Annotated in this window: 24 protein-coding genes; 5 read left to right on the forward strand and 19 right to left on the reverse strand. The window is 44.8% G+C overall.

Going from position 1 to position 21147, the window contains the following annotated elements; all coding sequences use genetic code 11:
* Positions 1-106: 106 nt before the first annotated feature.
* Positions 107-1438 carry an MATE family efflux transporter gene (locus BTA30_RS18835; RefSeq protein WP_076762878.1) on the reverse strand — a complete coding sequence of 444 codons (1332 nt, stop codon included), beginning with the start codon at positions 1436-1438 and terminating at the stop codon, positions 107-109.
* Between the two features lie 100 nt (positions 1439-1538).
* Between BTA30_RS18835 and BTA30_RS18840 the strand changes: the two genes are divergently transcribed.
* A complete protein-coding gene (locus tag BTA30_RS18840) occupies positions 1539-2219 on the forward strand; it encodes a DUF4397 domain-containing protein (RefSeq protein ID WP_076762880.1) in 681 nt (226 codons plus the stop codon).
* A 38-nt stretch (positions 2220-2257) separates the two neighbouring features.
* Here BTA30_RS18840 and ypmT read toward each other — a convergent pair whose 3' ends face one another.
* The 7 genes from ypmT to ilvA all read right to left on the reverse strand — a co-directional run bounded on the left by ypmT (position 2258) and on the right by ilvA (position 7208).
* Entirely contained in the window at positions 2258-2458 is a 201-nt protein-coding gene (gene ypmT / locus BTA30_RS18845) for a protein YpmT (RefSeq protein WP_076762883.1), read from the reverse strand.
* A 74-nt stretch (positions 2459-2532) separates the two neighbouring features.
* Complete coding sequence (locus BTA30_RS18850; RefSeq protein WP_076762885.1) at positions 2533-3108, reverse strand: YpmS family protein; 576 nt, start codon at positions 3106-3108, stop codon at positions 2533-2535.
* Positions 3109-3117: 9 nt separating this feature from the next.
* Positions 3118-3870, reverse strand: a complete 753-nt coding sequence (locus BTA30_RS18855) for an SGNH/GDSL hydrolase family protein (RefSeq protein ID WP_076762888.1) — start codon at positions 3868-3870, stop codon at positions 3118-3120.
* Positions 3871-4010: 140 nt separating this feature from the next.
* Positions 4011-4592 (reverse strand): SCO family protein, encoded by a 582-nt coding sequence (locus BTA30_RS18860; protein ID WP_076762890.1) that lies wholly within the window; start codon positions 4590-4592, stop codon positions 4011-4013.
* A gap of 18 nt (positions 4593-4610) precedes the next feature.
* Positions 4611-5453, reverse strand: a complete 843-nt coding sequence (locus BTA30_RS18865; protein ID WP_076762893.1) for a DegV family protein — start codon at positions 5451-5453, stop codon at positions 4611-4613.
* Positions 5454-5597: 144 nt separating this feature from the next.
* A complete protein-coding gene (locus tag BTA30_RS18870; RefSeq protein WP_076762895.1) occupies positions 5598-5849 on the reverse strand; it encodes a YpmP family protein in 252 nt (83 codons plus the stop codon).
* A 90-nt stretch (positions 5850-5939) separates the two neighbouring features.
* Entirely contained in the window at positions 5940-7208 is a 1269-nt protein-coding gene (ilvA, locus tag BTA30_RS18875; RefSeq protein WP_076762898.1) for a threonine ammonia-lyase IlvA, read from the reverse strand.
* A 235-nt stretch (positions 7209-7443) separates the two neighbouring features.
* On the opposite strand from ilvA, the gene BTA30_RS18880 reads away from it, so the two are divergent.
* Together BTA30_RS18880 and trhA are read left to right on the forward strand one after the other, a co-directional pair.
* The gene (locus tag BTA30_RS18880) at positions 7444-8445 is read left to right on the forward strand and encodes a sigma 54-interacting transcriptional regulator (protein WP_076762900.1); all 1002 of its coding nucleotides are present in this window, start codon (positions 7444-7446) and stop codon (positions 8443-8445) included.
* A gap of 15 nt (positions 8446-8460) precedes the next feature.
* On the forward strand, positions 8461-9084 hold the full coding sequence (trhA, locus tag BTA30_RS18885) for a PAQR family membrane homeostasis protein TrhA (protein WP_076762902.1): 624 nt from the start codon (positions 8461-8463) through the stop codon (positions 9082-9084).
* 61 nt (positions 9085-9145) lie between these two features.
* Here trhA and BTA30_RS18890 read toward each other — a convergent pair whose 3' ends face one another.
* The 11 genes from BTA30_RS18890 to BTA30_RS18945 all read right to left on the reverse strand — a co-directional run bounded on the left by BTA30_RS18890 (position 9146) and on the right by BTA30_RS18945 (position 19462).
* A complete protein-coding gene (locus BTA30_RS18890; protein ID WP_076762904.1) occupies positions 9146-9769 on the reverse strand; it encodes a lysophospholipid acyltransferase family protein in 624 nt (207 codons plus the stop codon).
* A 15-nt stretch (positions 9770-9784) separates the two neighbouring features.
* Positions 9785-10273, reverse strand: a complete 489-nt coding sequence (locus BTA30_RS18895) for a dihydrofolate reductase (RefSeq protein ID WP_076762906.1) — start codon at positions 10271-10273, stop codon at positions 9785-9787.
* A gap of 368 nt (positions 10274-10641) precedes the next feature.
* Positions 10642-11184 (reverse strand): phosphatidylglycerophosphatase A family protein, encoded by a 543-nt coding sequence (locus tag BTA30_RS18905; RefSeq protein ID WP_076762911.1) that lies wholly within the window; start codon positions 11182-11184, stop codon positions 10642-10644.
* Positions 11185-11200: 16 nt separating this feature from the next.
* Complete coding sequence (locus BTA30_RS18910; RefSeq protein WP_076762913.1) at positions 11201-11803, reverse strand: YpjP family protein; 603 nt, start codon at positions 11801-11803, stop codon at positions 11201-11203.
* 256 nt (positions 11804-12059) lie between these two features.
* Complete coding sequence (locus BTA30_RS18915; protein WP_239693709.1) at positions 12060-12854, reverse strand: class I SAM-dependent methyltransferase; 795 nt, start codon at positions 12852-12854, stop codon at positions 12060-12062.
* A 40-nt stretch (positions 12855-12894) separates the two neighbouring features.
* Complete coding sequence (locus BTA30_RS18920) at positions 12895-13329, reverse strand: BrxA/BrxB family bacilliredoxin (protein ID WP_076762918.1); 435 nt, start codon at positions 13327-13329, stop codon at positions 12895-12897.
* Between the two features lie 77 nt (positions 13330-13406).
* On the reverse strand, positions 13407-15083 hold the full coding sequence (ilvD, locus tag BTA30_RS18925) for a dihydroxy-acid dehydratase (RefSeq protein WP_076762920.1): 1677 nt from the start codon (positions 15081-15083) through the stop codon (positions 13407-13409).
* 368 nt (positions 15084-15451) lie between these two features.
* Entirely contained in the window at positions 15452-16591 is a 1140-nt protein-coding gene (locus BTA30_RS18930; RefSeq protein WP_076762922.1) for a conserved virulence factor C family protein, read from the reverse strand.
* Between the two features lie 59 nt (positions 16592-16650).
* The gene (locus BTA30_RS18935) at positions 16651-17292 is read right to left on the reverse strand and encodes an HD domain-containing protein (protein WP_125921373.1); all 642 of its coding nucleotides are present in this window, start codon (positions 17290-17292) and stop codon (positions 16651-16653) included.
* Positions 17289-17768 carry a glutathione peroxidase gene (locus BTA30_RS18940; protein WP_076762927.1) on the reverse strand — a complete coding sequence of 160 codons (480 nt, stop codon included), beginning with the start codon at positions 17766-17768 and terminating at the stop codon, positions 17289-17291. The genes BTA30_RS18935 and BTA30_RS18940 overlap by 4 nt, the downstream gene beginning before the upstream one ends.
* A 14-nt stretch (positions 17769-17782) precedes the next feature.
* Positions 17783-19462, reverse strand: a complete 1680-nt coding sequence (locus tag BTA30_RS18945) for a formate--tetrahydrofolate ligase (RefSeq protein WP_076762929.1) — start codon at positions 19460-19462, stop codon at positions 17783-17785.
* A 150-nt stretch (positions 19463-19612) separates the two neighbouring features.
* Between BTA30_RS18945 and metA the strand changes: the two genes are divergently transcribed.
* Together metA and BTA30_RS18955 are read left to right on the forward strand one after the other, a co-directional pair.
* A complete protein-coding gene (metA, locus tag BTA30_RS18950; RefSeq protein ID WP_076762932.1) occupies positions 19613-20521 on the forward strand; it encodes a homoserine O-acetyltransferase MetA in 909 nt (302 codons plus the stop codon).
* Positions 20522-20814: 293 nt separating this feature from the next.
* Positions 20815-21147, forward strand: a 333-nt coding sequence (locus BTA30_RS18955) for an MGDG synthase family glycosyltransferase (protein WP_434061760.1), incomplete at its 3' end; no start/stop codon positions are given.

The following is a 21147-nucleotide window of genomic DNA, read 5'->3' on the forward strand; positions in this document are numbered from 1 at the left end:
CTTCCAGGCGAAGGTTTGATTTTGGATAAGGGGCTTACCGTAAGATAGTTTAGTGTAAAAGGACTATCAATAAAAGAACTATTCAATCAAGCCAGGACATGCTTTCTCATTTTTCAAACAGAACGAGGTGCTTCCATTTTCCGTAGCGGTAATACAAAAACGCTGTCAGGCTGCTTAACAGAAAGCTCATTCCGATTCCAAGCGCAATGCCGTTTTCTCCGATCCATTGCGAAAACATGTATGTAAACGGATAGCGTAAAACCCAGAAAGATATCACATTCAGAACTAAAATTTGGAACATCGCACCTGATGCCCTCACCACCCCGTTCAACACAAAATTAATACCGATAAATGGATAGAAAAAAGCGATTGTTTTTAAATACTGTTCCCCAAACGCCGCCGATTCCGCTTCAGAAATAAACAGCCTTACCGCATGATACCCTGTCAAGAAAATGATGGCGCTGATCGCCAGCATGCATATCATGACATAAAGTACACCATCATTTGCAATTTTTTTCGTACGCCCTATATCACCGCTTCCGATTGTCTGACCCGCCATACTGTTGACAGCTGTACCGATCGCCATCGCCGGCAGAATGAGAAGACTGTCAATGCGCTGGATTGCTCCAAACCCGGAAACAACGCTTTCTCCGAATGAATTAACAACGCTCATAATCGCCATGGAACCTCCGGAAATCACCATCATTTGCAGTCCTGCCGGAACCCCGAGCCGCAAAATGACGGACGTCTCACTAAACGAAGGAAGCGCCGGCATTGTAAAAGGAACAAGTCTTTTTTTGACCGTATAGACGATCCCGTATAAAAAAGCGATCCCTTGCGAAATGACGGTTGCATAAGCCGCACCGGAAATTCCCAGCTTAAACACGGAAATCAATAGCGGATCCATAAAAACGTTTAAGATGACAGCAAGCAGGATAAACCGCAGCGGTGTTTGACTGTCTCCGACAGCCCGTAACACGGTGCTGATAAAATTATAACCAAATAAAAAAATAATCCCGATAAAGTGAATTTTTAAATAGCCGGCAGCTAAGCCGATCATATTGTCGGGTGTCTGCAAGAGAGCAAGCAGCGGTTCTGTGAATACATAGCCGACTACGCCGAGCAGCAGACTCATCACCGCCATCAGAACGACGAACGCATTGACATATGAGGCAAGTTCTCCTTGATCGCCCTTCCCTTTCTGCTGCGCGAGAATCGTCAGAGCTGCATTATTGACCCCCAGTACAAATGACAATACCGTAAAGAACACCGTCCCGGATACGGCCGTGGCTCCAAGCGCTTGGGCGCCGAGCAGGTTTCCGACCCACAAGCTGTCGATGAATAGAAAAGAGATTTGCAATAGATTGGCTAAAATAATTGGCGCTGAGAAAAATATCAGCTGTTTCAATACATTTCCATATGTAAAATCCATTTTCATTTGTTTCTCCTTCTTCTTCTCCCGGCTTTTTAAGCGAAGTGACAGATGACCTGCCGGCTTCATATGATGACAGAAAGAATGTAAAGGGGCGTTTTAGAAGATGATCTGTACAATACAAGATGCCCGGCTGGCAGCATACTTCGAAGGCAGGCATCATCATCGGCATGTCGAAAGCTTAATGGCGTCCCCCGTTTTTGCAAGCGGAAGAGGAGCCGTCATGCTCAGACTGCTCCATGCCGCTCCCCACACGGAAAATATAGATGTGGCCGTCAACGGGATGATGATTTTTCGAAATGTATCGTACAGAGAGCTGTCTTCTTATGTTCGGCTCCCCGGCGGCTCTCTTCAAATCGCCATTTTTAAAACAGGCAGTTTCCGCCGTCCCCTCTTCACAGCTTATGTTCATGTGATGCCCGGCGGATATTATACGATCGCCGCCGCAGGCACAGCGAGACAGCTGTTTCCGGTCAGCGTATCTGACCATAAAGCGGCCGATCCGGACATTCGCAGCATGAGATTCGTCCACCTCTCCCCGGACGCTCCGGCTCTCGATCTTGCAGTCAGAAACGGACCTGTTCTTTTCGCAGACATCCCCTTTGCAAAGGCCAGCCGTCACGTTGCGCTTGCATCGCAAAAAATCGACCTGGACATAAGGGCCGCCGGCACAAACACCGTCTTGCTGAACGTGCCGAAACTCCAGCTCGAGGCCGGCCGGCACGTCAATTTGTTTTGCCTCGGCTTTGCCAACGGTGCTCCTTCACTTGAAGTGAAGGAAGCTTAAATACAAGCGAAAAAAAAGAGACTCTCATGTCTCTTTTTTTATTGATTGGTCCGGTCTGTTTTTTTGTGTTTTTTCACATCAAGTGTAAAGATCATAATGCTTAAAAATAAAGCGCAGTAGCCGATATTTAAATACAACTTATCCATATTTTCATCGAAAAAACTGAAAGCGGCAAGGCTGCCGAAGTACAGTGAAAATAACAGCGACAGCAAGCTGAAATATCCGTAGATGCGTTCCATATGTTCACCCCTGTATTTAAAAAGAACAGATCAATTGTTTATTATTTTCGTTCATTTTACAGCTTTCGTCAACCTTATGAATCTGACGATACAGCCGGCTGATAATAGATAAATTCGATTTGATCTTTTTCTAAATCAATGTTTTTTGCTTTAATATACATCCCGTTTTTAAGCGGCATCTCTGACAGACGGACTTGAATTTCTTTAGCCCCTGACCGGACATGCACAAAATCCGGAAGATCATAAAACTGATCCATGTAATTTAATACAACGGAAATGGGAACATTTAATTTGCCTATCGAAAACCGCGTCACTTCAAGGACCACATCCCCGTTCTTTTCTACCGTCGGCCGGAAGGAAACCTTTGCATCGACCGTTGAGGAAAAGGCGCGGATCGCACCGACAATGTGGAACTCATCATCAATTTCTATCTTGTAGTCAAGATCTGGCGAAGATTCCTTTTCTAAATACGTATTAATGAATGCCGCCAAAGACTCTTTCGTGCTGGTCACATTTAATTCATACTCGCTTGGAGTCGGTTTGGCTTGTTCCTTTTGAGCGCCGGGAAGGAATATGAGAATCAAAACCCCGATGATTATGATCACGTTGACTGCTGCTAAAATAAAAAATAAGCCTTTCCATTTCTTCATCTTATCACCTTATTCTGCTGGGAGGTCTTCTTTTTTAATCTGGTCGTACACTCGCTTTGCTATTAATGAATACCCGTACTGATTGGGATGAAATTCATCTTCTGCAATCTTTTTTTCATCGCTGTATTCTTCAAATATATCAGCGATATCCACCATCTTTGCATCCGGAACTTTTTTGAGTTTTTTTTCAGCCCCTTGATTCCATTCCTCTACGACTTGATCAACTTCCCTCAGTTCAGACAGTGTGAACTTAAACGGATTGTACATGCTGACATATATCAATTTGGCACTGCCGTTTTGTTTTCTGATATCTGCCAAAATATTCGCAAACCGCTTCTCAAAAACCTTCTGTTCGCTGCGAAAGGGTTTCAGCGTTAAATGTGCAAAGTTTTGCCGGACCACCTTCATCAGGTCATTGCCCCCGATTGTAAACAGGATATAGTCTGCATCCTTCAATCCCTGCTGAACCTCTTGATCTTGCAGTTTTTTAAGCAGCTGATCAGTCCGATAGCCTTTAACGGCATAGTTTTTAATCGTGACCGATTTTACATCGCTTCGGCTTTCCAGCTGTTCGGCAACCATGCCGATATAGCCTTTTTCTTCTTGATCGCCTACGCCCTCTGTCATCGAATCGCCCAATGCGGCAATGACAATATTGCGCTTAGGTGCTGCCGATGTTTTTTCGGCTCCAGTGCCGCCTTTTACACAGGCTGAGAGCAGACAGATAAGGGCCATCATGAGTGATATATACCGTATGTTCAATAACGATGCCCCTTCCTTCTTGATGACCTAAAAAAAAGTGTACCATGTTTTGATTCTTTTGAAAATCGTTTGCAAGGTGTAAAAAAAGCCTGTTTTCCGTGTTTACGAAACAGGCTTAATTGCCGGTGCCCCCGCCCTCATCAACGGTTTTCCAGCGTCTTAATATCAGCGATAATATCGGTGTACGGCGTATCCTTCACACCATCATAATCTTTAACAACTTTCCCTTCCTGGTCGATTAAATAAAATGATGTTTGATGGATCACCTGATCATCATTTTCAGGCTTCTTTACGATTGCCTTAAAACTTTTCAGCGCAAATTTTTCGATCTCAGCCTGTGAATACCCGGTTAAAAAGTCCCAGTTTTCAAAGGTGAGCGGATAGTTAGCCGCAAATTTCTTTAATTTTTCAGGAGTGTCATTTTCGGGATCAACACTAAATGAGACAATCCTGGCTTGTACATTCTCTTGTTTCATTTGCTTTTGCAGTTCTGCCATATGCGAGGTCATCGGCGGGCAGACCGTTTCACAGTTTGTAAAAATAAAATCCGCCACCCAAACTTCCCCTTTTAAACTTTCTAGCGACACCGTTTTTTTCTCTTGATTTTGAAAAGAAAACGATTCAACATCATAATTCAAAGGATCTTTTATTTTGCTGTTTCCGCAAGCGCATAAGATGACGATGAGCACGCCTGCAAAAAATATGGTGAAAACGTTTTTCAAATCCTCCCATCCCCTTTATCAATCGGTATAAAAGGTAAAACCGATCGCTCCTTTGCCCGTATGAACCGAGATGATCGGCGTCGTATAGGAAACATCAATATCGATCCCGGGTATATGCTCAAGCAAAGAAGCTTTCAATTTATTTGCCAGATCCAATGCATCGGCATGGGCGATTCCGATCGCCTGCACAGTTCTGCCTTTGACAGCTGAAAGAAATTGGCCTGTTAAATAACGGATAAGCTGGCTGGTGCTGCGGACATTTTTCTCAGGTGTATAGATGCCGTCCTCAAGCCTTGCAATCGGCTTCACTTTGAGCAGTGAACCGAGCAGCGCTTTTCCCCTCCCGATGCGCCCGCCTTTTATTAAGTTTTCAAAATTGTCGATTGTCACATACAAGGAAATGCGGTCTCTTAAATCTTCAAGATCTTTTATAATCGCATCGGCCGTCCAGCCTTGCTGGGCAAGTGCGGCCGCCCTGACAACCTGAAAACCCAAACCTTTTGAGATGTACATGGAATCGATTACCGTAATGCTGGCGTCGACCATGTTCGAAGCGCTTACAGCCGTTTGGAACGTACCGCTCAATTCACTTGAAAGATGGATGCTGATCAGTTCGCTCCCGTCTGCCGCAAGCTTTTCATACAGCTCAATAAAAGCGCCCAAAGGAGGCTGCGAGCTTTTCGGAAGTTCTTTCGCGGACTCCATTTTTTCAATAAATTCGTCTGATTGAATATCCAGTTGATCTCTGTATACAATTCCGTCAATCGCGATGGAAAGCGGCAGTACGGAAATGTTGTATTTGCGCAGTATTTCCTCGCCTAAATCAGCTGTGGAATCCGTTATAATTTTAATGCTTGTCAATTCCCTTCACATCCTGTCAGTCTCAAATGATGTCATACATGGTGCCGGCCAAAAACCGCATGAAAAATTCTTTGCCGGCCATAAGCCACCCGCCGCCTTTTCAAGCGGCTTTCCTTGTTAGCCGGCAAAGAATGCTTTTACATATTATGCATTATGTTTCAGTTCATCGTGTTGGTAAATGGCCAGATAATCCTGCCATTTCAACGCTCTTTTTAAGTATTCCCTGAAGGAGTAGACGCTCCTTTTCCGCTTCGAGCCATAAAGCTCTTTTAAATACGCTTCAAGCCTCAGATTCGCCATGAAAAAATGCGGGTCGTCCTCCTTTAACAAAGGTATTTCCGTCACCTTCACCTGCTGTCCATCCGATCGTTTGAACTCTAGGCTTTTAAGTAACAAGTTATCAATCCTCATTTTTGATATTTTCTTTATTATACATAATCTGAGGAGCCGTTGTCTTTGAATGATGCACGTTTTCAAAAAAAGTTCTTAAATCAGCAGATTGAACAGCCCTTCGTCTTTATTGACTTCAACATACCGGAATCCCTTTCTGTCCATTCTCTCAATCAGCGGATCGTAGTCTTCCCGCTGCTTCAGTTCGATGCCGACAAGGGCAGGCCCGCTGCTTTTATTGTTTTTCTTTGTATATTCAAACCTGGTAATATCATCATTAGGCCCGAGCACCTCATCCAAAAATTCACGCAGAGCTCCGGCCCTTTGCGGAAAATTCACAATGAAATAATGCTGAAGCCCTTCGTACATCATCGATCTGTCTTTGATTTCCTGCATTCTGCCGATATCATTATTTCCTCCGCTGATGACGCACACGACATTTTTCCCTTTAAGCTCATCCTTATACAGATCTAAAGCGGCAATCGGCAAGGCTCCGGCCGGTTCAGCGACAATCGCGCACTGGTTATACAATTCAAGAATGGCGGTGCATACCTTGCCTTCCGGAACAAGCAAAATATCATCCACGACGGTTTCAAGCGTTTTAAAGGTCTGCTCGCCGATTTTTTGCACGGCTGCTCCGTCAACGAACTTATCGATCTTTTCAAGCGTGACAACTTCGCCTTTTTTGTTGGATTCAAAAAGTGCAGGCGCTCCTTTAGGCTCAACCGCGATCAGCTTTGTCTCAGGGGAAACGTTTTTCATGTAGGTTCCTACCCCTGAAAGAAGGCCGCCTCCCCCCACACTTGCAAATAAATAATGGGGCTCTGTTTCGATATCGTTTAATATTTCAACAGCGACCGTTCCCTGGCCGGCCATGACCGCAGGATCATCAAACGGATGGATAAATGCGCGCTCCTCTTTCTCACAGCAGGCGACGGCGCTCTGGTATGCGTCATCAAATGTATCTCCGGTCAGAAGGATCTCGACATATTCCTTCCCGAACAGTTCGACTTGGGAAATTTTTTGTCGCGGGGTTGTCGAAGGCATGAAAATCTTGCCGTGAATGCCGAGATGCTTGCACGAAAAAGCAACTCCCTGTGCATGATTTCCGGCACTCGCGCAGACAACGCCGTTTTTCGTCGTTTCTTTTGAAAGCTGCTTCATTTTATAGTAAGCGCCTCTCAGCTTGAATGAGCGGACAACCTGCAAATCTTCCCTTTTTAAATAAACGTTGCAATCGTACCTCTCAGACAGTCTCTCATTTTTTTGAAGAGGGGTATGAATAACAACATCTTTTACATTTTGGTGGGCTTTTAAAATATCTTTGACTTGGATGAGAGAGTTTTCTTTAAGCAACGGTTTCATGTATAGGATCCTTTCTTTATAAAGCTTTATTTAATACGCCATTATATCATGAATATTCAAAATTTAAAGGGCGATTCTTTGTTATTTACTGAATATTATACACTTTTCTATATATACGATAGCCACAAATGTTTCATGCACTATGACAGCGAGCCGAATCTTTTTTCAAAAAAGTCTTTATTTGTTCCAATTGGGTGTTATAATATAACCAATTGGAACCAAAAGGAGCATAGTTATGATACAAAGCAAACATCCTTCTTCTGCAGTCGCCGAGCTTATCGGAGAAAGCGATTCTTTTTTACTGGCGAAAAACCGAGCAAAAAAATTTGCACAGTCTGCTCACCCGGTTCTCATCCATGGAGAAACCGGAACGGGCAAAGGGCTGTTTGCGAAGGCCATTCATGATGAATCATCTTTCAGAAAGGGTCCTTTCGTGCAGGTCAGCTGCAGTACGCTGCATGAAGAAGATCCTGCAGAAGAGCTATTACGCAATCCCGAAAATCAGCCTGGCACCTTGTTTCTCGATGAGGTGTGGGGTCTTTCTCTACCCCTTCAGGGAAAGCTCTTGGCAGCAATTGAAAAAGGCATGCACAAAAGAGTGATTTCATCTTCAAGTATCCCTCTTATCGAGCGGATTGAAACAAATCAGTTCCGCAAGGATTTGTATTACAGACTCAATGTGCTTGATCTGCGGCTGCCTTCTCTTGAAGAACGAAGAAACGATATTCCTCTTCTCGTACATCATTTTCTTAAAAGCGGAGATCATGATATATATGTCGAACCTATCGTTTGGAAGGCGTTGGAGCAGTACGATTTCAAAGGCAATGTCAGAGAGCTGAAAAACATGACGGAATACATGAAAACCGTCTCAGACCAAAAAACCATTCAGCTTTATGACACACCCCCGGTTTTAAGGGAACAGGTTGAAAAGAACAAAACAAAAGATAAAAAAGCGGTGGCAAAATCGCTCACATTAATGGAAAAAGAGGAATTTGCCTATCTTCTGGAAACGATTAAGCAATTAAATGAAAAAGGGGAGCCGGCCAGCCGGAGGGTGCTGTCTGAACAAAGCAAAAGCGGAAAATCAGAGCTCACACCTCAGCAGGTGCGCAGCAGACTGGATTATTTGGAAAAAAGGGAATATGTCACAAAAGGCCGCGGAAGAGCCGGAACAAAAATTACCCTTGAAGGCCTGCGTTTTTTAAGCTCGTTAAAAAATCACATTATCCAAGAGTAGAAAGGGTGACTCGTTTTGTACACAATCAAAGAAGAAATCGCCAATGCCATTACACATGGAATCGGTGTCTTGCTGTCGATTCCCGCCATTGTATTTTTAGTGATATTTGCGGTGCGCTACGGAAATCCGCTGGACATTGTCAGCTTTTCGATTTTCGGAGCTTCAATGCTGTTTCTCTATTTAAGCTCCACACTTCTGCACAGCATTCAGCACAAAAAAACGAAAGATATCCTGGAGATCATTGACCATTCAGCCATTTATGTTTTGATTGCGGGTACCTATACACCGCTTCTTCTCAGCTCGCTTCAAGGCGCGCTAGGCTATACGATGCTTGCAATCGTCTGGGGGCTTGCCCTTTGCGGCATCGTTTTTAAAATCTTTTTTGTCAAACGTTTTATCGTCGTCAGTACATTGATGTATCTATTGATGGGCTGGATGGCGATCATCGCCATCAAACCGCTCTATACGGCTTTAACAGGAGAAGGGTTTGCCCTGCTTCTTTTAGGAGGCATTTTGTACTCTGTTGGAACGATCTTCTACCTATGGAGAAAGATCCCCTACCACCACGCGATTTGGCATACTTTCGTACTCGGAGGCAGCGCCTCAATGTTTTTCTGTGTGCTCTTTTACGTCGCATAATATAAAAAACCAGGCTCCTTTTTAAAGCCTGGTTTTTTGTTTGAATCTGACACCTTCTGCACTAAGCTTGAAGCTGCTCTTTTTCGGAAATGACATAGGCCGGATGGATCGTCAAATCGATATCAACAGGCTTGAGCCTTTTGAAAAACACACCTTTTTTCATATCAGCGATACCGGCTGTCTCGATCGGAACGATCGGAACGCCAAGCCGCTTTGACAAGGATTGGTAATCGACTCCATCATCTTCTGAAAGAATGAAGCTTTGGCCTTTACGCACGATTTCTTCTATTTCTTCAACTGCTGCTGTTTTGTCCGCGCCTTTTTTAACCACAGCCATTTTATTCAGCCACTGCCTGATCAGCGGATAACGAAATGCGCGCGGATCTGCAAAAAATGAGGCGGTTTTGTCGAGGTGGCCGAGCAGGAGAGCCAGCTCCGCCAGATTAAGCTTCGGATGGACATAAAGTACAGGACCCGCCGGCGTTTTTCCGAACTGATGAATGGATACGGTTGAACCGGTGAGGCCGATGCATCCTCTCATAAAGGCTTTCGGTTTATCATAAACCGCCTTCATCTGATTGGCGTAGGAAAGACGCGGATCAAGCGTCTGAAGCTCATTTAACAGCCTGATATGCTTCATGAGCATATATGCCGCATAAATCAACAGAAAACCATAGCGAATCAAGAAAATCCCTCCTCTCTATCCTTTTCTTTGATAAACGAGGAATTCGTAGTCATAAAGGTTTTTGTCATCTTTTATGCCTTTTTGCCTTGAGACGACGTCCCATTCATCTTCGCCGAATGCCGGAAAGTAGCGGTCTCCCTCAAAGGTTTCATCGATTCTTGTCACATACAGTTTATCCGCAAAAGGAAGGAGCTCTGTATATAGTTTTGAACCGCCGATGACAAAACATTCTTCATCTCTGTTTTTTGCATACTGCACCGCTTCCTCTGCCGAATGCAGCACTTCGCAGCCCGGTATATCCAACCCTTTATCAGTTGTGACGACAATGTTTTTCCGGTTCGGCAGCGGCCTTCCGATTGATTCAAATGTTTTTCTTCCCATGATGACGGCATGACCGTTTGTGACCTCTTTAAAGTATTTCAAATCTTGCGGCAGATGCCATGGTAAATCATTGTTTTTACCGATAAGACGGTTTCGGTCCATTGCAGTGATGAACGAGATCATGTGCTCACAGCTCCTTATCTATAATATGTAAATACTGGGCAATGCCGGATCATGCAATTGTCTTCTTTTTATGATCATCAATGAACAGTAATGCAGAAGATGGAGTTGTGTTAATCAAGGCAAGCCTTACAGGAGGCTGATCTGACCAGGCAGCCGAACGCACTGTTGAATTCCCCGTTCTTGTTGAATGCTTTTTTGTTCCCCGTGATCTAAACATATGACGGCATAAATCCCGATTTTGTTTCATTTTTTTCATCCTTTTGTAGTGTATCTCGATTAGCCTTTGGAAAACAAGACATTTTTCAGAAAACCATCATAAAATATGCCCACATAAAAAACCCGCCGAATGGCGGGTTTTGTTATTGTCATCAGCTTTTTATGGTGGGCTGCTCGTTTTTCTCTTCCTTCTCTTCATCTTCAAGATCCTGATGCGTGTGGGCGATGCGGCTTGCAGCAGCGGCGGCCAGCGCTGCCACGATATCGTCAAGGAACGTATGAACCTCGTCCTCAGGACAATCATCAAGCTCCTTAATGATTCCAAACTTCTCTTTATCTAAATAGCCAAAGTTTGTAAGACCGATCGAACCATATACGTTTACGATAGAAAGAGGAATGATTTCATCTATTCCATAAAGCGGTTCATCCGTTTCCACCAAATATTGAAGCGGTTCAGGCAGCAGCTTCTTCTCAGCGAGCTGGTCAAGCGCGATACCCGTTAAAACGGCATGAACGATTTCCCTTTTGTTCAACACTTTCTCGACATTTTCAATACATACACTGAGCGGCAGGTCGGGGTGATATTTTTCCTGAAGCTTTTGAACGATGAGCCCGATATCTTCAATCTTGACTCCACGCTCATTCAGCATGTTTTTTGTCAGATGGACCATTTCATTCATCGTGTATTTCTTCATCTGCAATCAATCTCCTTTAGTGACTCATCCAGTTAGGCGGTGTATTGCGATCCCAGTAAATGCTGCCAAGATCATGATGTTTTTGAAACCCGTCTTCTGCGGTGTGGTAATGAAAATTAAACCAGTAGCCTTTATGCGGGGGCTTGTCCCTGCGCACATGAAATCTCAAGACATCTTCACCGGTCTTCCGGTTATACACATGGAAGATTTTCTCTGATTTTCCCGCTGCCGGTCTTTTAGAAATCACCAGATCCTGGTAGTCATCATTGTCCTTTAGTGTCATGAGATGGCTGACGATGGCCTCTTCAATCTTTGGAAGGACTTCTTCCCTGTACTCCTCTTCGATTACAGGCGAAATCCGGTCTCCAAATTTGATAAATGATTGGTCTTCTGCATCATTCAGCAGTTCATTCTTGTAGAGGTTAAAAGAAGATTTAGACTCCTGTTCCCCGTTGGGCTGTGATTCTTCCTGCTTTTGATAGACAGCCGTATATCCGGTTTGTTTGATATTCTGATGTTCAGTCGGCTTGTCCGCCATTAAGGCGGCAGGAGGAGACACAAGACCGAACGTCGCAATTGTAAACAAGGCTACAAGAGATTTTCTCATCCACATCTTCATGACTGATTAATTCCCTTCTGATTACATTCATTTTCTCTTATTCTATCATATGTTGAATTTTCAGTCATTCAAAAAACAATGGACATGAAAAGCAAAAGCGCCTTTTCTTTTTTCGCTAAAACGTTTACAATCAAAGATGAAAATTCCAAAACTGGGAGTGATCCTTTATGGTAGAAGGGCTTTTAATCACAGCTTCATTAATAACCCTCGCTTATTTTATTGTCATGGAAATCGCAGACTAAAAAAACCCAAGGATTTAACACCTTGAGCTTTCATCGTTCGGCTTAGCTTCCAAAACCCCGTAATGAAACAGGGCGGTTTTTCGTTTTTGCACGCGAAAACCGTATCTCTCAAATCGCGGACTCTTCCAGTGGTCTTTCAGGACCACTCTTTTTCTGGCTACCCGAAGGGCTTCTTTCAAACTTGCGGAAAGCGTAAAATCAGAGTGCGCCAGTTTTCTTAAAGGAGCGATGCCGTCAGATTCTTTGATTCCTTCATCAAACATCGGATCGAAATAGACGACATCTGCTGAATCATCATCGAGCTGATTGAGGTATTCAAAACTGTCCTCAGACAGCACCTGAATCCTTTTCATGGCTTCATTCATAGGTACAAGATCCGTTTCCCATGTCTGAAGCCCTGTTTTAACAAGGAAGGCCAGGAGCGGGCTTTTTTCAATTCCGCGGACTGTTCCCTCATCACCGGCGGCCAAACTCGCAATGATCGCATCTGAGCCGAGCCCGAGTGTACAATCAAGCACCTTGTCGCCCGGCTCAATTTGAGCCGCTTCGATAAACGGATCTGCTTCCCCTTTTAAAAACCGCTTGGCGCGAAACATCGCCGAGTTGGGATGAAAGAAAAACTTTTCTCCATCCGTGAAATAAAGCTCAAAACGCTCTTTCCCGACCACGAGAACCTGATCTTGTTCAGTCTGCTGAATTTGATAGATCGGCCGTTTTCTCCGTTCGGAAAAACGGCCATTAAGCGTCCGGCTGATGTTTTTTGCTGTGAATACGGTCTCCTCTGAGGGTCTGTAGCTTGTTGTGATAATCATATTTTTCTCCGTAAAAAATGCCCTTCCAGAGGGCATGTTAACAATGTTTTTCAAAAGCGTCCGTGATGTTTTTCATAATCTCTGTCATCTCACGGCCTTCAATTTCTTCACGCGGGATGAAATGAACGACTTCTTTTCCTTTCAGCAAAGCCATGGAAGGAGAAGAAGGTTCAAATCCTTCAAAATATTCCCTCATCTTTGCCGTCGCTTCCCGGTCCTGCCCCGCGAATACGGTAACGGTCTGATCAGGTCCGTTCTCGCTCCCTGAGACAGCCTGAACGGCGGCAGGTCTTGCCAGTCCAGCGGCACATCCGCAGACTGAATTGACAACGACGAACGTTGTGCCTTCGGAAGCTTCCATGAAATTCTCCACTTCTTCTTCGGTTGTTAACTCCATAAAGCCGGCCTGCACCAATTCCTGACGCATTGGAGCAACGAGCTGGCGCATGTATTCTTCATAAGCTGTTGACATATAAAAGCCCCCTCTATAAACCTTTGACTACTGATGTCAAGGATACTATAGAGGGGACGGAATTTCAAACGTCAGACTTAAATCTTCATGATGCCGCCTGTATTGGCTGAAGTGACGAGTTTGGAATAGCGGGCAAGGTAGCCTGTTTTCACTTTAGGCTCAAAACCCGGCCAGTTTGCTTTTCTTTTTTCCCATTCGTCATCAGAAATCTCAATATTCAAGATCCGTTTTTCGATATCCACCACAATATGGTCGCCGTTTTCTACAAATGCAAGCGGACCGCCTTCGGCTGCTTCTGGGGAGGTGTGGCCGATGGAAAGGCCGCGGGAAGCTCCTGAGAAACGGCCGTCTGTAATCAAAGCGACCTTAGGACCGAGTCCCATTCCGACGATCTGTGAAGTCGGCGCAAGCATTTCAGGCATTCCAGGCCCGCCTTTAGGACCTTCATAACGGATGATGACAACATCTCCTGCTTTGACTTTGCGATTGATAATGCCGTCGAGCGCCTCTTCCTGAGAATCAAAGACAACAGCGGGACCTTCGTGCCGGGTAATGCCGTCCTGGACGCCTCCCGTTTTAATGATCGCTCCGTCAGGCGCCAGGTTGCCGAATAATACGGCAAGCCCGCCCTGCTCTGAAAACGGCTCGTCGATTGGATGAATGACCCCTGAGTCTTTCACTTCGTGGCCGGCAATGTTTTCTCCGAGCGTCTTTCCCGTAACCGTCAGCGTATCTAAATGAAGCGCGCCTTCTTTTTTCGACAGTTCGTTTAAGACCGCTGATACGCCGCCTGCTTCATGCAAATCTTCGATATACACATCAGATGCAGGCGCGAGTTTTGATAAATGCGGAACCCTTGCCGCAACATCATTAATCCGTTCAAGCGAATAGTCAACACCTGCTTCATTGGCGATCGCAAGCGTATGAAGAATCGTATTCGTCGATCCGCCAAGCGCCATGTCCAGAGCAAACGCGTTGTCAATCGCTTTTTCTGTAACAATATCGCGCGGTTTTACATCTGAGCGGATCAATTCCATCAGCTGACGTGCCGATTGTTTGGCAAACTCTTTTCTTTCCGGAGCCGTCGCTAAAATGGTGCCGTTGCCTGGAAGTGCGATTCCCAGCGCTTCAGAAAGGCAGTTCATCGAGTTGGCCGTGAACATTCCTGAGCAAGATCCGCAGGTTGGACAGCCAAACTGTTCAAGCTCCTGCAGCCCCTCTTCATCGATTTTCCCAGATTGATAGGCGCCTACACCTTCAAATACAGAAGAAAGCGAGATTTTCCGCCCGTCGCTAGTTCTTCCCGCTTCCATCGGTCCTCCGCTGACAAAAACGGTCGGAATGTTGACCCGCATCGCCGCCATGATCATGCCTGGCGTGATTTTGTCACAGTTTGGAATACATACCATCCCGTCAAACCAATGCGCTGAGACAACTGTTTCAACGGAATCTGCGATGATTTCACGGCTTGGAAGGGAATACCTCATGCCGATATGCCCCATTGCAATTCCGTCATCGACTCCGATCGTGTTAAATTCAAACGGCACGCCGCCGGCTTCCCTGATCGCCTCTTTGACAATTTTTCCAAACTCCTGCAAATGGACATGACCCGGTACGATATCAATATATGAGTTGCAAACGGCGATAAATGGTTTGCCGAAGTCCTCTTCTTTTACCCCTGCCGCACGTAACAAACTGCGGTGCGGCGCTCTGTCGATTCCTTTTTTAATCATGTCACTGCGTAAACCTGTCATGGTGATCCTCCTAAACCTTCGTTTTTACATTCTATATTTTCTGAATATTCAGTTTTAAAAACTGTCTATCAACCGCTTCTTGGACTGACATTCAAGATGGCGGCTGTTATGACATCCATTTGCCAATCATTCCCCATTTATCAGAACCTCCACATTCCATATGATTGCTAACTACTATATATATTTTCAGGCTGTTTTTCAACAATATTCGAAATATTTTTATAGAAAAAGTGATATTTTATAACAAGACACTGGTTTTTTTCAGAGATCATCCAATAGCCATTGCCCGTGTTTAACGATTGATGGGGAATGCTTCCAAAATCTCTGCTGAATCCATAAAAAAGACGCTGTTTCCAGCGTCTTTGTTTTTAACCGTTTTCTTTCTTGCGGCTTTCCGTCATTTGCTTCCAAACGGATCCTTTCGCTTCTTCACCATGTTCAATCCGTTCAATCGCCATTTTGATCTGCAGGCTGACTTCGAATTCCGGATCATTTTCAGCCTCTTTTAAAGCGGGAAGTGCACTTTCATCGCCGACTTCGTATAAAAACATGGCTGCCCTCCAGCGGACGAGCTTGCTCGGATCTTTCAAAGCTTTGATCATTGCCGGGATGGCTTCGGGATTTCCGATATCTGACAGACAATCCCCCGCCGTTCTTCTGACGGTAATCGTTTTGTCTTTCAGCGCTTTATATAGGAGCGGAAGAACGTCAGGCGTTTCGATCATGCCTAAATAAACGACGGCCTGTCTTCTGATGGATGTTTTCGGATCATCGAGCGCTTTTTGAAGCACAGGGATGTCCTCTTCCTTTGGATCCATTTGTTCCAGATGAGCATAGCGCTTTTGCCAATCTTCCTCATCAAGCATACTAAGCGTCACTTTGTAAGATGTTCGCTGCACGGTATGCCTTTTCGCTTCCGTATCCTGTGAGGCGGCAGATTCCGTTAGTTTTCGCAGCCGTTCGTCATCATAAGCAGCTTGGAGTTCTTCTGTCACTTCACGGCCGATTTCGGAAAAATCGCCGAATCTGACTCCCTGTTCCTTCCAAGAACGCTCAAGCACGACATTGGAAGATGCCGTTTTGAGCTTTAGAATCGCCTCCTGAAACCGCTCAGGCAGGCCAAAACGCTCCTCGCGCTCACCGTCAGTCAATTTGACCTGCATCGGAATGCCGCTGAACATTTGCACAAATACCTTGACCTCGCCGAATGATTCTTTTTCTTCGGAAGCTGCACCGCTTTCCTCCCCATCATCCATTCCGAATGCAGAACGAACCGCCGGAAGGATGTCTTTCCAGTCGAATCTGGCATTTCGTTCTACAGCCAAGAAGTCTGCCACATGGTAGACGCCTTTTACCCCATCTATGTTTAAAACCTGCTGAATGACGGGAGGCGCACCTTCAGCCTGGTCTTTTTTGTAGTTATTGCTTTTTCCGCCGGGCAGTTCTTCGGTCAAAATAACCTTCATCGTATTTGGACTTGGCGTCGGTTCTATTGATTTAATTTTCATGATTGTCCCCCTCTGTTAAAAGATCAGGGTCTTATTCTACCATAACCCCTACTCTTGATCTATAAAGGCCGTTTGCCCGTCATAGAGCACTCATTTTTCAGTTCATTCAGGAAAGTAAGCATCAGATCATGCCTTTTTTCAGCGAGCGTTCTGCCGGTTTGAGTATTCATCAGATCTTTTAAATGAAGAAGTTTCTCATCAAAATGGCTCGCCGCAGAAGGAATGTTTTTTTCAGAAGCCTCCTCATCATACAGCAAATGGCCTTTGGCGCCCGCATACATGAATGCCCTGGCAATTCCGACGGCACCGATCGCATCAAGCCGGTCTGCGTCCTGTACAGCCATTCCTTCTTTTGAAAGCTCTGTATCTTTATATTTTTCTCTATCTCTGAAGGACATTCTCGTAATGATGCCGAGGATTTTCTCGGCAGCCTTTCTCTCTACATTCCATTCTGAAAAGCGGCTGGCCAGTTCCCTGAGCGGAACCCGGTGCTTTTCGGACAGTTTCTCATCGATCAAATCGTGTACAAGAGCGGCTGCTTCTGTAATAAACAGGTCTGCGCCTTCCTCTTTTGCAATCACAAGGCTCAAGGAGCGCACCCTTGAAATGTGGAGCCAATCATGTCCTGTGCCTTCATGTGCGAGCTTTTCCTTTACCCACTTTGCCATCCGGCTGATCTGTTGCTCTTTTTGCCGATTCATCCCAGCCATTTTTGTATCGTCTCTTCCATTTCTTTAGGATTGGTCTGCGGAGAAAAGCGCACAACGGTCTCTCCTTTTTGATCGACGAGAAACTTTGTAAAATTCCATTTGACCGTTTTGATTCCGAGCATCCCTTTTGCCCGGTTTGTTAAATGCCGAAACAGCGGATGTATCCCACTCCCTTTGACATCGACTTTGGCAAACATCGGAAAAGTCACTCCGTAATTCAAACTGCAGAATTCCTCGATGCTTTTTTCATCGCCAGGTTCCTGATTCATGAATTGATTGGATGGAAAGCCCAAGACCACAAGCCCCTGGTCTTGATATGTATCATACAGATCTTGGAGCTGTTTATACTGCGGCGTGAACCCGCATTTGCTGGCTGTGTTGACGATCAGAAGAACCTTCCCTTTATAAGGCTTAAGCGTCGTTTCCTCGCCTTTTATCGTTTTGACGCTGATATCATAAATCGACATGCCGATCCCTCCTATTAGAATAACCCTTTTGCCCTGCCGTTTTCATCCACATCCATTTGAAGTGCGGCTGGACGCTTGGGCAGTCCCGGCATCGTTAAAATGCTGCCGGTCAGGGCCACGATAAAGCCGGCGCCTGCAGACGGTTTTAATTCGCGGACGGTAATGAAAAAATCTTTCGGCCTTCCGGTTTTCTCCGGATCATCTGATAATGAATATTGGGTTTTCGCAACACATACAGGCAAATTTCCTAAACCGTTCTTTTTAATCTCCTGAAGCTGCTTTTTCGCCTTTTCTGTAAGCTTTACTCCTTCAGCTCCGTAAACGATGCGTGAAACCTTTGCTAATTTGTCCTCGACCGAGTCGGTTAATTCGTATAAATAAGAAAACTGATGATCTTTATTCTCCAGTACATGGATGACTTCCTTGGCAAGATCCAGCCCGCCTTTTCCGCCCTCTTCCCACACATTGCACAAGGCAGCGGGGTGGCCGTGGTCCCTGCACCAGCCAAGCACGGTTTCAAGCTCTTTTTCCGTATCATGGACAAACCGGTTGACGGCTACAACATATGGGAGTCCGAAGGCGGAAATCGTTTCGATATGTTTTTCAAGGTTTTCGATTCCTTTTTTCAGTGGCTCTAACCCTTCTTTTTTCAAATCTTCAGCTGATGCTCCGCCGTGCATCTTCAGGGCTCTTACCGTGGCCACAATCACGACCGCTCCCGGCGTAAATCCGCCCGCTCTCGTTTTGATATGCATGAATTTTTCAGCCCCTAAATCAGCGCCGAAACCCGCTTCAGTGACGACATAATCAGCAAGCTTCGCAGCCATTTTCGTCGCGATCAGGCTGTTTGCCCCGTGGGCGATGTTTGCAAACGGCCCGCCGTGAACGAGCGCAGGCGTTCCTTCAATCGTCTGGACGAGATTCGGCTTGATCGCGTCTTTTAGGAGCAGGGCGAGTGCGCCTTGCACCCCGAGCATCTCGACTGTTACCGGTTTTTGATCAGCAGTGTAGGCGACGATCATCGCTGCCAGGCGTTTTTTTAAATCATCCAAGTCTGTGGCAAGGCATAAAACGGCCATGATTTCAGAGGCCACCGTAATGTCAAAGCCGTCTTCACGCGGAAATCCGTTCGCTTTGCCGCCCAGGGCGATGACGGTTTCACGGAGCGCCCTGTCATTAAGGTCAAGGGTTCTTTTCCAGACAATTTTTCTGATATCAATGTTTAATTCATTTCCTTGGTGAATATGATTGTCAATAAAAGCGGCTAAAGCGTTGTTCGCGGATGTAATCGCATGCATATCACCGGTAAAGTGAAGGTTGATGTCATCCATCGGAAGCACCTGTGCATAGCCTCCTCCTGCTGCACCGCCTTTTAAACCCATAGTCGGTCCGAGAGACGGTTCTCTCAGCGCAACAATCGATTGCCTGCCAGCCTGCCAGAGCGCCTGGCTCAGCCCGACGGTGACGGTTGATTTCCCTTCACCGGCCGGAGTCGGGTTGATGGACGTCACCAAAATCACTTTTCCGTCAGGCTTATCTTTTAAGCGCTCAAATATTTTTAAAGAAATTTTCGCTTTCGTGCAACCAAAACACTCTAATTCTTCGTCATCTATAGAGAGTTGCCGAGCCACTTCAGCAATCGGTTTTAAATCAGTGCTTTGAGCGATTTCAATGTCTGATAAGCGGGATTTCATAAAAAAGAGAAGCCTCCTTTTGGATATCACATGATGGGTTTCCATATTTTTCACATACTTCTTTCATTGTAACACAATTCACACATTGAAATATCGCCAAAAAGTTCCTATAATGAAGAAAAATCAGCGGAGAAAACCGGAGGTGGCGTGTTGCCTATCAACATACCTATTGATTTGCCAGCAAAGCAGATTCTTGAAAGTGAAAATATTTTCGTCATGGATGAAAAACGGGCTTTCCATCAGGACATCAGACCTTTGAACATCGTGATTCTCAATCTGATGCCGCAGAAAATCAAAACGGAGACACAGCTTCTCAGGATGCTCGGAAATTCTCCTTTGCAGGTATATTTCACTTTTTTAATACCGTCTACACACACGCCAAAACATACACCAAGGCAGCATTTGGAACAGTTTTATACAACTTTTTCTTCGATCAAAGACAAAAAATTCGACGGTATGATCATTACAGGGGCACCGATCGAACATCTGGCGTATGAAGAAGTGTCCTATTGGAAAGAGCTTCAGGAAATCTTGGACTGGAGCAAAACAAATGTCACATCAACGCTTCACATCTGCTGGGGGGCGCAAGCGGGGCTGTATCATCATTACGGCATCCGCAAAACCAGGCTGCCAAAAAAGGCATTTGGCGTTTTTGAACACAGAATCTTAGAAAAGAACGAAAGATTGGTCAGAGGGTTTGAAGAATTCTACTATGTCCCGCATTCCAGGCATACAGATATAAATATGGATGATTTAAAAGCCGTTCCCGATTTAAAGGTGCTCAGCATATCTGATGAAGCAGGCGTTTGTTTAATTGCTTCAAAAGATGAAAAACAGGTTTTTTTGACTGGACATCCTGAGTATGATACCGATACTCTTAAAGAAGAGTATGAAAGAGATCTATCCAGAAACTTAAAAATCGATCCGCCTGTTCACTATTTTAACGAAGGAGCGAACGGCACAGTGCCCGTCAATCGCTGGAAAGCCCATGCTGCTCTTTTGTTCATGAATTGGCTGAACTATTACGTCTACCAGGAAACACCGTATGAGTGGAAATGAAATTCTCATGCTCTGGTCTGATGCAAGATATACAAAATGTGATAAAATACAGTTGGGTTAAGATTCCATAAAAAGTTTTGGACAGCATCCATTTTGTTTCGGACGAATTTCCCCGGAACAAGGAAAGTTCCAGCATCCATTGTTTTCCTGTCGATCCAAACTTTAAAAATACCTTAATTTTTGTTCATCATTTATAATTAAAATAATAATTATGGTATGGTATGATTGGACATTGACTCCTGTTATTTTACTATTATAGCTCTTGTTGTTTGAATTAATTGAGGTGAATATGTTTGAATACCAACAAAAATATATTAATTTTGACTGCAAATTACGGAAATGGCCATGTTCAAGTAGCCAAAACGCTCTACAAAGAGTGTGAAAGGCTCGGTTTTAAGAATGTAACTGTTTCGAATTTGTATCAAGAATCAAATCCGATTGTGTCTGATATTACCCAATATCTTTACCTGAAAAGTTTTTCAATCGGAAAGCAGTTTTATCGCCTTTTTTACTATGGTGTCGATAAAATTTACAATAAAAGAAAATTTAATATTTATTTTAAGATGGGAAACAAGCGGCTTGACCAGCTGGTTAAAAAACATCAGCCCGATATCATCATCAATACG

The organism is Bacillus swezeyi, from assembly GCF_001969815.1.
In the GTDB taxonomy this organism is placed as follows: Bacteria; Bacillota; Bacilli; order Bacillales; family Bacillaceae; genus Bacillus; species Bacillus swezeyi.

Coding starts and splice junctions, on each gene's coding strand:
- BTA30_RS18835 (WP_076762878.1), bottom strand. CDS start 1,438: ATGAAAATGGATTTTACATATGGAAATGTATTGAAACAGCTGATATTT.
- BTA30_RS18840 (WP_076762880.1), top strand. CDS start 1,539: ATGATCTGTACAATACAAGATGCCCGGCTGGCAGCATACTTCGAAGGC.
- ypmT (WP_076762883.1), bottom strand. CDS start 2,458: ATGGAACGCATCTACGGATATTTCAGCTTGCTGTCGCTGTTATTTTCA.
- BTA30_RS18850 (WP_076762885.1), bottom strand. CDS start 3,108: ATGAAGAAATGGAAAGGCTTATTTTTTATTTTAGCAGCAGTCAACGTG.
- ilvA (WP_076762898.1), bottom strand. CDS start 7,208: ATGAAACCGTTGCTTAAAGAAAACTCTCTCATCCAAGTCAAAGATATT.
- BTA30_RS18880 (WP_076762900.1), top strand. CDS start 7,444: ATGATACAAAGCAAACATCCTTCTTCTGCAGTCGCCGAGCTTATCGGA.
- BTA30_RS18895 (WP_076762906.1), bottom strand. CDS start 10,273: ATGATCTCGTTCATCACTGCAATGGACCGAAACCGTCTTATCGGTAAA.
- BTA30_RS18905 (WP_076762911.1), bottom strand. CDS start 11,184: ATGAAGAAATACACGATGAATGAAATGGTCCATCTGACAAAAAACATG.
- BTA30_RS18910 (WP_076762913.1), bottom strand. CDS start 11,803: ATGAAGATGTGGATGAGAAAATCTCTTGTAGCCTTGTTTACAATTGCG.
- BTA30_RS18920 (WP_076762918.1), bottom strand. CDS start 13,329: ATGTCAACAGCTTATGAAGAATACATGCGCCAGCTCGTTGCTCCAATG.
- ilvD (WP_076762920.1), bottom strand. CDS start 15,083: ATGACAGGTTTACGCAGTGACATGATTAAAAAAGGAATCGACAGAGCG.
- BTA30_RS18930 (WP_076762922.1), bottom strand. CDS start 16,591: ATGAAAATTAAATCAATAGAACCGACGCCAAGTCCAAATACGATGAAG.
- BTA30_RS18935 (WP_125921373.1), bottom strand. CDS start 17,292: ATGAATCGGCAAAAAGAGCAACAGATCAGCCGGATGGCAAAGTGGGTA.
- BTA30_RS18940 (WP_076762927.1), bottom strand. CDS start 17,768: ATGTCGATTTATGATATCAGCGTCAAAACGATAAAAGGCGAGGAAACG.
- BTA30_RS18945 (WP_076762929.1), bottom strand. CDS start 19,462: ATGAAATCCCGCTTATCAGACATTGAAATCGCTCAAAGCACTGATTTA.